This window comes from Aurantiacibacter gangjinensis (genome assembly GCF_001886695.1).
Taxonomy (GTDB): domain Bacteria; phylum Pseudomonadota; class Alphaproteobacteria; order Sphingomonadales; family Sphingomonadaceae; genus Alteraurantiacibacter; species Alteraurantiacibacter gangjinensis.
This window is the reverse complement of record NZ_CP018097.1, coordinates 82748-94372: the sequence shown is the minus strand read 5'-3', so window position 1 is coordinate 94372 and position 11625 is coordinate 82748. Positions and strand designations below refer to the sequence as shown.

The window sequence follows — 11625 nt, the reverse complement described above, 5'->3', positions numbered from 1 at the left end:
CCATTGCGAGAAAGTTCAGCGGTGAACGCTTCAGCTCAATGCGTCAGGCTGCGGCGCAGGATGTAGCGGCCCTTGCGAAAATCCTCGAACAGCTGATTCACCTGCGGATGGTCGATCGGCTCGCCATCCTTGTCGATCAGCAGGTTCTGCTGGCTGACATAGGCAACGTAAGAGCTTTCGTCATTCTCGGCGAGAAGGTGGTAGAACGGCTGGTCGCGGCGCGGGCGCTGGTCTTCGGGGATCTGGTCGTACCACTCTTCCGAATTGGCATAGACCGGATCGATATCGAACACGACGCCGCGGAAATCGTATTTCCGGTGTTTGACCACGTCGCCGATGGCGAAGAGCGCGCGCGATCGCCGGGGCACATCGATGCGCCGACCGGCTTGCGAAGAGTAAAATTCCGAACGATCCATAATTGCAAATATATGGTGCGTTGCAGCGCCGACAAGGCGCGCGGCCCGCTCGTCCCCCATTTTTCGCGCGAAACCCCCTTGGCAAGGGCAAGGCGCTTCGCTAACTGCCGCGCTTCCCAATCGACCTCAGGTCCGATGGATACCTGTCTTGCGGAGAGGTGCCGGAGTGGTCGAACGGGGCGGTCTCGAAAACCGTTGAGCCCTTCTGGGGTTCCGAGGGTTCGAATCCCTCCCTCTCCGCCAATTGCCAAAGCTTTCAAAAGAAGCGTCGACAGTTCGATGTTCTTCCCCGGCTCTTAGCTATCGAGACGTTATGTCGCTGGTGGATAGAATGGGATCTAAGCGCGATCGGGCGCAATTTAGAAGGCTCCCACTTCTCACCTTCTCGGCGGGCCCCGGCTTTTACAGCGCTTTCCTGCCTTAGAAGTTAAAAAGTTCTCGCTGATCCGACCAGCTGGTGGGAACGTTGCTTCGTCCCAGCCGGTCGCTCGTGAGGAGAGCAGCCTGGATTCTGGCGAAGAGTGCTTCCACAGTCCGCGTCGACTGGGAGGCCAGCCAAGCCGCGTGCGTGACGAACGATGTGATGATGCCGTTTTCGGCTGCGAGCTGCGAAATGGCTAGGCAATCTGCTTCGCGATCAGCCAACCATGCCCGGAGACGACGAACCTGTTCGATCATCGTCTCGTCGGTACCGGGGTCGGCAGTCCGACCGTCATGCCCGACGAACTATGGTGCACGCCCGGTCCCGTAAAGCTGGACCTTGGAAACTGGACTTGAATTTCCGCCCATCAGGCGGCTCTCGATGTCGAAGGTCCGCATGTTCTCTTAGCCATCGACTGTAATCGCCAATCGACAGGGACGATAACGCGTTACCGTGTCTGAGTTTCGCGGCCCCATTTTAGGAACGGCATCGCGTCCGAAGCGAGGTCCGCGATCCGGTCGATCGACTCGCCGCGATTGAACGCGGTTTTCGGCAGGTCTTCGGAAACGAGTAGCGATTTCAGCTTAAGATGATCGGCATGACGATGTTCGGAATGCTCCTCGAAGCCACGCGGCATGGCGGTTAGGCTCTCCTCGCTGGTAAGCGACCTGTCGGCCTTCTCGAGCCCGGCAAGCACGTCGTCAAACGCTTCCGCGTCCTTTACCATCGCCTTGCGGAACGGCTTTAGCTCGCCGGCATCGAGTTTATACCAACCGGCCCCGCAAAAGCCGCCGTCGCGGCCCATTTGCACATAGAGCAGCCCGCCATTCTCCTGCTTCGTGCCTGAAGGCGTCAGCACAGCGGAAATGCTCGTTTTGTAGGGCGATTTGTCCTTTGTGAAGCGCACATCCCGGTTCATCCGGAACATGGTTTCAGCGCTGCCGCGCAAGGGGACCGGGCTGTCGGACAATCGCTTGCTGAGTTCGCTAAGCAATTCCAAGAACGGCTGCTCGACATATTCCTCGAACGTCTCTTGGTGCCCGTGAAACCACTCCTTGTGGTTGTTGTCGGCCAAGTCGTCGGAGAAATCGAAGCTTTTCTGCGTAAAGCCATGGTCCGCCATATCCGGTCCCCTGATATCATTTAAGCTAGGGCTAAATCGCTTCCTGCAGCAGGCGCTGCTCGACCTCAGCCATCTTTTTATCGCGCTCCTCCCTGCTCATTGAAGGGCCGTATTGACCGCGCAAAGCCTTCGCATCTTCATCATAACCGAGGGCGTCCGCCTGGTTGGCGAATGCTTCGAAGCCGGCATCGGGATATGCAGCGATATTCCGCGTCTTTTCAATGATCGCCAGATCCTTCAACGCCGCATTCGCATAGTCGCCGGAAACCCACTCGCTCGCCTCTTCGCCCAGCGACTTGAGCGCCTTGTTGCCGGTCTCGACCTTCTCGGCTCCATGTCGTCCGAGAATTTCGTCGAACATATCCATTGCCTGCCGCATGGAATTGAGACCGCCTTCCGTCATTTGCCGAATGTCGGGATCGGTCGCGCCATCGCGCAGTGCTTCCACGCCATCGAAGGTTTTCTGACAGCCCGTGCGCATGTCCTGAATGCCGTGGATGTAGAGCTCGTGCACGTTGGTGATATTGATGTCGTTGTCCTTTCTAATCTGCCTCAGCGCCAATAACCTACCGATCGGTCGGGCGGTTCCCGATTTGCTTACGGCTCGGCTGCCGCTGTATGGGAAGCTAGTGGAAGAACAGACTTTACGCAGGCGTCAGGTCGCACAATGCGCGCTGAGGGTATTCATGGAACGGGGCTATGCCGGCGCGTCCATGTCGGAGGTCGCGCGCAGAGCGGAAATTTCCAAAGCCAGTCTCTATCACCACTTCACATCGAAAGAGGACATGCTGGTGCAGGCTCTCACCGTGGATACCGGTGACGCGCTATCGGCTCTCGAAAGACTGGCAATGGACCGGGAGACACCGGCTGAACATCGTCTTCTTGAAGCATTCGGCTATGCGCATGACGCAATCCTGAGTGGTTCGATGGGGCGATTACTGACCGTGCTTGCGCAGGCGGGCCGTGATGTTCCGGAAATTGCCCGCGGTTTTCATGAAAAGGTCATCGTCAGGTTTCGGTCAGCATTGGTCTCTATCTACGCCGACGCGATAGCCGATGGGACGTTTCGTGACCTGACACCGCGCGAGATGGAGCAGGTGATCGTAGGTCCCTTGCTCAGCATCTCCCTGACGTCCAGCCTTGTCCAGAATGCGACCGAACTGCACGCGTCAAACCTGTCAGGGACCGACCGCGACAGTTACGTCGCTCTGATGACAAAATTGTTGCGCAAGGAGTGACGGCCATTTTCGCCGGAGATGGAGCGCGATCGTATCGGGCTTGTCGAGCGTTCTAAATCGCCAGTGTCGGCAATCGCGTTTGCTTGGTTTCGACGCCGTTCCTTCGGTGGGGTCGTGAAGTTCAGGGTGCGGCAAAACTCAGGGGCGATACAATCTGTTAAATGCACCTAGCTCCGGTCTATTCTGCGCGCCTTTTTACCGTGCGGCGTTTTCCTTTTCCGCACCGAAGAACCACGCATACAGCACGGGGACGACGCCTAACGTCAGCACCGTACCGACGAGCAGTCCGAACGCGATGACTGACGCCATGCCGTAGAACAGGACGTCCTGCGCGATCATCAGAGGCAAAAGACCGACGACGGTGGTAATCGTCGTCATGATAATCGGCCGGAACCGGCGCAGGGAAGCGCTGATAATTGCCTTCGTCAGCACGGAATCCTGATCGTTCGCGTCTGTCGTCTCTTCATCCTGCCCGCTCAGTTCAGGCGGATTTCCCACATCCCGCTCCAGTTCTTCGTCACCTGCCGCAGCGCGTTCGAGATCGATGCGATCGACCAGCACGATGGCACTGTTGATGAGAATACCGATCAGCGCGAACAGACCCAGGATCACCATGAAACCGAAATCCGCGCGCATGATATGAAGGCCGATGGCCGCGCCGATCAGCAGCAATGGCATCGTGACGAAAATCACCGCTGCCCGCCGAAACCCGCCGAACTGTGCAACCAGTAGCATGATGATCGCGGCAATCACTATCGGCAGCGCGCCGAAGATCGCTTCATTGCCCTCGGCGCTTTCAGCGATGATGCCATCCCACTCGATAAAGTGGCCCGCCGGCAAGGTGGCTTCGAGTTCGTCGATCTGTTCTTGAACCGTCGGCACCATGTCTTGCGGAGTGATTGCCGTAGGCCGCCCTTCGATGGTGAGCGTGCGGATGAGGTCTTCCGTATGGATGCGTCCCTGCTGCGGCACGAGCGAGGCCTGCGCCACGCTGGATAACGGGACTGCCTGACCGTCGGCGCGCGCGACGGTCACGCCTTCCAAAGCCCCCGGATCGGTCCGCTCGCTATCGGTCGCGCGGATAACGATCGGCACGTTGTCGTCACCATCCCGGAAGACGCCGGCGGGAACACCGCTGAAGAAACCGGACAAGGCGCTCGAGACGGAGGCGGAGCTTATGCCAGCAGCACGTGCCGAAACCTGATCCAGCTCGATGGCATATTGCAGCGATGGATTTTCCCAGTCGGAAAAGACATCGATCGTTCCGTCGACGGAGCGGAAGATATCGGCGAGTTTCTCACCCGTTTCGAGCAACACGGCGTCGTCGGGCCCGCGCACCTGGACCTGCAGGATATTGGGGTCGCTCGGCCCCAGGAACATGCCGGTGACGCGCAGCCGCGCTTCGGGGAAGGCGACCGCCAATTCACGGCGCAGGCTCTCCACTGCCGCGTCCCGGGCCTCCACATCCTTGGCATTGAGAACGAAAAAGCCGCGGTTGGGCGCCGGGTCCGACGGGGCAAGCGACAGCACAAAGCGCGGCCCGCCAAAACCGGCGTAAGATGCTACGCTTTCGATATCGGGATACCGGTCCTCGTCGGCGATGAATTGCGACAAATCCTGGATCATCCGATCTGTCGCCCGGCTCGATGTGCCGACCGGCATATCGGCATAAATCAGCAGCTGCGGACGGTCGGATGCCGGAAAGAATTTCTGCTGTACGAATTGCAGCGACATCCCCGACAGGACCAATGCCGCAACCATAGAGGCGACGAAGATCACGCGGTGGACGAGCGCCCAGCGCAACAGCTTTTCGTAACGGGTGTTCGCCCAGTCGAAGGCACTGTCGACCTTCTTTCGAACGGTGCTACGCTCATCACCTTCTTTGTCCGGCTGCGCAAACCAGTAACACAACATGGGCGTGACCAGCATCGCGATCAGCCAGGACACGGAAAGCGAAATCAGGATAACGATCGAGATGTTGCGCGTGTATTCCGCCGATCCATCTTGCGAGGCAATCAGGGGATAGAACACCATCACGGTGGTCGCGGTAGAGGCGAGCAAAGGCAGGGCCAGTTCGCGGCCCGTTTGAGTCACGGCTTCGCGCCGATCGACCCCGTCAGAAATGCGCTTCTTGAAATCCTCCGCGACGACGATGCCGTTATCGACCAGCAAACCAAGCGCGATAACCAGCGTGGCAAGGCTCATGCGTTCCAGCTTGATGCCGTAAACGCCCATGACTGCTAATAGCCCTCCAATGCCTCGTTGTCGACCGGGATGGCATCGCTGAGCGAAAGCTGCCGTCCGCCGACCGATACGCGGGACAGCGAGACATTCTCCGCATTGCTGACTTTCAGCGGGTATTCGGCCGCGCCCATGGATATGTTGCGTAGCACGACGTTGCGCACCGGTGCCGTTTCGTGCCCGTCGATGGAAATCCCGACCCCCGTGGTCCCCACCTGCACGTTTTCGACAAGGACATTCTCGAACACGGGCGGATATGTTCCGCCGCGATAGGAGTGATAGTCATTGGTGAAGACGAGGAGCGATCTCGTTGCGCCCGCCTCGATATTGCGGATGTACACATCGCTGATCCGGCCGCCGCGATCCAGATTGGCCTTGAAATACAGCGTGTGCTTGGCTTGTGGCAGGCGGTAGCCGTCGACGAAGACATTGCGCACACCGCCCGACATTTCTGAGCCGATCGCCATGCCGCCGCCGGTATTGCCGCTGAACACGCAATTGCGCACGACCACGTCCTGCGTCGGAATGCCGACCCGCCAACCGTCCTGGTCTCGGCCGGATTTCAGCGACACGCCATCATCCCCGACATTGAAATCGCAGTTCTCGATCAGGACGCGCCTGGTGCTGTCCGGATCGACACCATCGGAATTGATGTGTTCGGAAACACACCGGATATTCCGCACGATGACATCCTCGCAATAGAGCGGATGGATCATCCAGAAAGGCGAATTGCGAAATTCCGGACCGTCGACCAGCACGCGTCGACACCGGTTGAACTGGACGAAATAGGGTCGCAGGCGCCGCTCACCGACGAAAACCCGCTCTTCCACTGGCACGCCATCGCGGCCCATGTCGCGCAATACGCGCTTGATGGGATTTTGGGTTTCGCGCCATGGCAGCCAATATTGTTCGCCCTGGCCATCGACCACGCCGCTGCCGGTGATCGCGACATTCTCGCAGTCTTCGGCGTAGATCATCGGCGAATAGGTGTAGACATCTGTGCCTTCCCAGCGCGTGCGCACCGGCGGCAGGTAGTTTTCAACGGTGGGCAGGAAGCGCAGAAGCGAACCTTCGGACAGGTGCAGCGCGATGTTCGAGCGCAGATGGATCGGCCCGTCACAATTCCAATCCCCTGCCGGAACGACCACGCGGCCACCCCCGGCTGCATGGGCGGCGTCGATGGCTGCCGTGATGGCCGGCCGTATATCGCTGCCCAAATCGGCCGCCGAGCCGAAATCCAAGACCGGAAAGTCGCGGGGAGGGATGTCCACCGTACGAATGCTTTGGACGATGCGCTCAGCCTCAGCCCAGGGATCGGCGAGCGGGAAGCCAGGTGCCGAGCGCGTCACGCAGCCCGGGAGGAATGGCACGCTTGCAAGAAGCGTGGTGCTCATCAGGACTTGGCGACGGTCTGGCACAGGAAATATCCAGCTATTTACAGTTTCAGTACGAAAGGACCGGGGCATCGGTCGACGCCCCGGTCCTCTTCACTAGAAGCGCGCACGCACGCCGATTTGGTATGTGGCACCGTAATCTTCCAGCGCCTGGAAGATCGGGCCATTGAGGCTTGGATCGCCGCGGAAGAAGCGGTTGTCTTCGGCTTCGAGCACGTTGATCGCATCGAAATAGATTTGCACGTCCTCCAGCACTTCGTAGCGCGCGCTGAAATCCAGCTGGAAACGCTCTTCCTCAAGAATATCCCCTGCCGGGTCGTTGCTGTCGTCTAGCTGAGCCTGGTTCAGGCCCCTTAGACGATCGCCCTGATAAACACCCGCGGCGCGGAAGGAAAACACATCGTTTTCCCAGCCGACAGACAGGTTTCCGATGAGGTCCGACTGATCGGGGAATGCAAATGTACGATCGACGAAGGGTGCCGAGGCTTCGCTTTCGGCGATGGTGGCATTCGCCTGCATGAACAGCCCTGAAAGCGGACCGGGCAGGAAGGTGAAAGCCTGATAGTAATTCAGTTCGACGCCGTAGATCGAGGCATCGTCACCATTGATGAAGGTCGTGAAACGGCTGACGCCGCCGCCTTCGAGAGTGCCGCTATCCGGTTCGAAGCCGAAATCGATCACATCGTCGCCGGAAATGCCGACCGGGAAGATGAAGTTGCTGATCTCCTTGTAAAAGAACGCGACCGACAGCGCGGTATTCCGGCTCGGATACCATGATATGGAAGCATCGTAGTTGCGCGATGTCAGGGGATCGAGCGTCGGGTCGCGAACTTCGGGAGCGTCGTTCTCGAACCGTGGGTCGCCATCTTCGGCCACAGCCGCAGCAATTGCTGCCTCGGCTTCGGCAATGCTCGCCAGAGATCCGCCGAAATCATCGTCGATGATGTCCTGCAAGGTGTCTTCATCCAGGCCCTGTTCCCGCGCGCGGAATTGTAGGATAGCTGCTGCTTCGCGGAATTCCGGCCGCTTGAGGCCCTCGGTGTAGGAGGCGCGCACGACCAGCGTGTCCGTCGGCTCCCAGCGGATGTTCAGGCTCGGGAAAAACTCGGTGTAAGAGTTTTCGCCGCTGAAGGGATCGACCGAAACGAAGGCGCTGCGACCGGCAACAAAGGCGTCGATCGTCGCTTGCGCTACGCCGCCATCGTCAAGCGCGTCCTCCAAAACATCCGTTGCTTCGGCGCTGAATTCGACATCGCGCACACGCGATCCTGTGCTCGAGAATTCCGACCGCTCGACGCGGAAACCGCCAATTACCTGGACATTGTCGAAAGGTTCGAAGGTCAGTTGCAGATACCCTGCAAGCGTATCCTCCTCCGCAGTGTAGTCCGAAGCAATCGAATTCAGGATGACGCCATTTCCAAGATCTTCGGGACCGAGAAGCGTGCCACCGGCGACAAGCTGATCGAGCGCGGTAAAGAGCCGGTCGCGGTCGACACCGTAGGAGATGTCGAGACGGGTAAAGTCCGGGCTGTCGGAAATAACGAAATCTCCAAGCGATGGCGCATCGTCGACAAGGTATTCGAACCGGTCGAAATCGAAATCGCGTTCCCGCGACCGGTTTTGCACGCCGACTTTGATATCCGCATCGCGGCCAAAAAGGGCGAAGTCGCGCTGAAGATCGGCATAGAGCGTGACGAACTCATCCTGGGAATCTTCAAATCGCTGGTTGATCTGATCGTTATTCAACTCCCAGTCGAACGGATCGTTCGGGTCCGCCTCGTCATCGTCCTCTTGCTCCAGAACGACATCGACGCCTTCTGCCGACAGGTTTTCGTAAATCAGTCGAATGTCATCGGCGCGGAAACGGCCTTCGGTCTGGTCCGAAACACGGCTGTTGCTGGAATAGTCGCCGCCGTAAAACAGCGTCCAGTCGGTGCCGAAACCGGTCTCACCCTCGAAAGCGATGGTGAAAACCTCGTCGTCGATATTTTGTGGCCGAATGCGCCTTTCCGATCGCGCATCCGTGATGTTGCCCGAGAACGTGCCGAGATCGTCGATCTCACGGTCTCGGTTCGACCTGTCGAGCGCAAATGTCTGTCGGTCATTGATGCGCAGCGTATCCACGGTGGAATAATTGCCGATCAGGCGCAGCAGGGTGCGGCCCGTCTCGAACTCCAGCGCCCCATTCAGCGAAAGCCGCTCACGCGAGCGTTCGTCGACACGCAGATCGAATTCGCGTGGACGAAGGAAGCACTCGACCGTGTCTTCATCGGTGCAATCGTCCGCGTCGTCGTATTCCGGATCTTCCAGCGATCCTTCATTCACGAGGAAGAACAGCCCGTCGCCCACTTCCGTCTGATCGGTGAAAGTATCGCGGTCTGACCATGCGAAACCGGCGGCAATGCCAATGCGGGAATCCGATCCCACATCGAATATGCGCGTAATATCGCCGGAAATCGCAGGATTGAACGCTTCGTTGCGATCCTGATACCCCATTTCCGCGCGGAGGCTGATCGCATCCCGCCCGCGGCGGAAGGCCGTGGTCGACTGAAGGTTGACGGAGCCGGCGATCGCATCGGCGTCCTGCTCGGGCGTCAACGTCTTGTTGACTTCGATCTGCGACAGATTGTCGGCGGAGAAGAAATCGAGATTAGTCGAATTGATGTTGGAATCCGACGTGCCGAGGCGCGTGCCATCGATCGTGACGGTCGCGAACTCCGTTGGAAGGCCGCGGATGGAAACCTGCTGTCCCTCGCCATTTTCGCGATTGATCGACACGCCAGAGATGCGCTGCAGCGATTCTGCCACGGTCGGATCGCCGAACTGGCCGATATCGTCGGCCGTTACGATCGAGACGAGGCCGTCTGCCTCGCGCTCCTGGTCCAATGCGCTTTCGATCGCCCCGCGAAAGCCCTCGACGATGATGACGTTCTCGTCGGATTGTTCGTCTTCCGGATCGGCGGGCTGCTGTTCCTGCCCGAATGCCGGCTGCCAAGCCAGGCAGGCGGCAAGCGCCATCGTCGATGCCGAAAATGTACAGGTGCGTTTGCGATGCGGATGCACGGTTCTCTCCCTCCGGTTTAACCAGTCGCCTCTTAGCGATCAGACCAATTACTACATTGGTAAGGCGGGTTTGAAACCCCGAAAAACGAATAACGTCAAGGAATTTTGCAGTTTGGTGACTATTGGGTCACGCAATGCACGCCGGATGAAGCGGCGCACACTAGGCCGAAACAGCTCTTACAGACTACCCATCTTCACGAAGGCGGAAACCATTCGGCCAGTCTGATATTGCAATTGGCCTGACCTCCGAATAGCAATGCCTAGCGCATGCACTTGAATAACAAGCCGCGCATCGGAGGGGGAATGGTTTCGCAAACAATTGCCGCAGAACGCGAAGTGTTCGTGGAAAAAAGAGAATGGCGGGAACGCCTGAGACTATTCGATCCGGATAACCGGCTGCCCGAATTGCTGCACGGATTGAACAGCATTCTACAAGAGCACTACGAGTCTTTTCTCCAGCGACAGCTCGAAATCGCCAAGATGGATCCCGCGCTTGGAGGCGCGATCGAAACGATCGTTGGAGAGGCGGGGCGTGCCGACGCCTTGGCGCAGTATCACGCGCGCTTCACGCCTCCGCTCGACGACAGCTTCGCCGCCTACACGCAGCGCTTCGGGCGCCTGCTCGTCTCAAAGAACGCTTCGCCCAGCACCGGTATGGCAATGGTTTCGTGCGCATATGGCGAGGCCATGAAAGTCGTACTGGAAACCATGGAAGGTGAAGATCTGGCCCGCGCCGCCCGAGCGATCAGAATGCTGACCTCCATCGAGTCGGATATTCTCGTTGGTTCGATGCACGAGGCGCTGCATGCTCGTTATCTGTCGGAGATTAGCCAGCGAGCTGTCGAATTCGAGGACAGTGTGCTTGCAACCGTGGCGCAGCTTTCCGAAACTGCAGAGCGGCTTAAATCGAGTTCTGGGAGTGCCGGTGAAGTGTCTCGCGAATTGCAGGACACGAGCGCGACCATGGCTGCATCGGCTCAGCAGAGTGCGACCGCCATGGAGCAAGCAAAGGCGACGCTCGTCCATCTCGAAAATGCTGTTATCAAAGTACAGGCGAGCGTCGCTTCGACTGATGATGCTGCCAAAGTGGCCGGGCAACGCGCAGATGCAGCGGCTTCCAATGCGGACCAGCTGGGCGATAGCAGCAAGCGCATCCAGTCGATCGTCAAATTGATCAAGACGATTGCCGAGCAAACGCAGATACTTTCCCTCAACGCGACGATCGAGGCGGCTCGTGCAGGCCAGGCGGGAAGCGGTTTCGCAGTTGTGGCGAACGAAGTGAAGGAACTTGCCTCGAAAACGCAGATTGCTGCGGGTGATATCAAGATCCAGGCGGAAGACATCCTCGCCGCTGCCAGACACAGTGTGGACGCGGCTGAAGATATCAATCGTCGAATGAGCACGATTGGTGAATGGACGGAAAGTTCGCGCAATGAGATCGACAGCCAATTGCAGAATCTCCGCATCGTCGTGGAAGCTATTGCCGAGACATTTCTCAGCGCCGAGCATCTTCTTGGTGGGGTATCCACAATCGACGACTTTGCCGGCCAAATGACAGCTCGGTCGCAGGAAGTCGAAGAGGATTTCGCGCGGGTGGAAGACCTGTTGGCGCGGCTGTCCGCCAATGTAGGCGCCTACAGTAATTCGCTGCGCTCGATGATCGCGGAGCAGGAAATTGCCGAGGATCACGGCGTCTAGAACGCAATTTCTTACGCCGATTGCGTGATCA

Annotated in this window: 9 protein-coding genes and 1 tRNA gene; 3 read left to right on the top strand and 7 right to left on the bottom strand. The window is 58.5% G+C overall.

Annotated elements, in window-relative coordinates:
- Positions 1-35: 35 nt before the first annotated feature.
- Positions 36-416 (bottom strand): heat shock protein HspQ, encoded by a 381-nt coding sequence (hspQ, locus tag BMF35_RS00385; protein ID WP_047006597.1) that lies wholly within the window; start codon positions 414-416, stop codon positions 36-38.
- 152 nt (positions 417-568) lie between these two features.
- On the opposite strand from hspQ, the gene BMF35_RS00380 reads away from it, so the two are divergent.
- A tRNA-Ser gene (locus BMF35_RS00380) sits at positions 569-659 on the top strand.
- 177 nt (positions 660-836) lie between these two features.
- Here BMF35_RS00380 and BMF35_RS00375 read toward each other — a convergent pair.
- The 3 genes from BMF35_RS00375 to BMF35_RS00365 form a co-directional block, all read right to left on the bottom strand.
- Positions 837-1094, bottom strand: a complete 258-nt coding sequence (locus BMF35_RS00375; protein WP_047006214.1) for a hypothetical protein — start codon at positions 1092-1094, stop codon at positions 837-839.
- A gap of 191 nt (positions 1095-1285) precedes the next feature.
- The gene (locus tag BMF35_RS00370) at positions 1286-1960 is read right to left on the bottom strand and encodes a DUF2461 domain-containing protein (protein ID WP_047006213.1); all 675 of its coding nucleotides are present in this window, start codon (positions 1958-1960) and stop codon (positions 1286-1288) included.
- Between the two features lie 31 nt (positions 1961-1991).
- Positions 1992-2522, bottom strand: a complete 531-nt coding sequence (locus tag BMF35_RS00365) for a DUF892 family protein (protein WP_047006212.1) — start codon at positions 2520-2522, stop codon at positions 1992-1994.
- Here BMF35_RS00365 and BMF35_RS00360 point away from each other — a divergent pair.
- Positions 2488-3198: a TetR/AcrR family transcriptional regulator gene (locus BMF35_RS00360; protein WP_257786340.1), complete on the top strand. Its 711-nt coding sequence runs from the start codon at positions 2488-2490 to the stop codon at positions 3196-3198. The genes BMF35_RS00365 and BMF35_RS00360 overlap by 35 nt on opposite strands.
- Before the next feature lie 195 nt (positions 3199-3393).
- Here the strand turns inward: BMF35_RS00360 and BMF35_RS00355 are convergent, their stop codons facing one another.
- The 3 genes from BMF35_RS00355 to BMF35_RS00345 all read right to left on the bottom strand — a co-directional run bounded on the left by BMF35_RS00355 (position 3394) and on the right by BMF35_RS00345 (position 9851).
- A complete protein-coding gene (locus BMF35_RS00355; RefSeq protein ID WP_052765953.1) occupies positions 3394-5433 on the bottom strand; it encodes an efflux RND transporter permease subunit in 2040 nt (679 codons plus the stop codon).
- Between the two features lie 5 nt (positions 5434-5438).
- Positions 5439-6833, bottom strand: a complete 1395-nt coding sequence (locus BMF35_RS00350; protein WP_052765952.1) for a glycoside hydrolase family 28 protein — start codon at positions 6831-6833, stop codon at positions 5439-5441.
- Positions 6834-6929: 96 nt separating this feature from the next.
- Entirely contained in the window at positions 6930-9851 is a 2922-nt protein-coding gene (locus tag BMF35_RS00345; RefSeq protein WP_047006210.1) for a TonB-dependent receptor, read from the bottom strand.
- A gap of 318 nt (positions 9852-10169) precedes the next feature.
- On the opposite strand from BMF35_RS00345, the gene BMF35_RS00340 reads away from it, so the two are divergent.
- Positions 10170-11594 (top strand): methyl-accepting chemotaxis protein, encoded by a 1425-nt coding sequence (locus tag BMF35_RS00340; RefSeq protein ID WP_162273594.1) that lies wholly within the window; start codon positions 10170-10172, stop codon positions 11592-11594.
- The last annotated feature ends 31 nt before the right edge of the window (positions 11595-11625 follow it).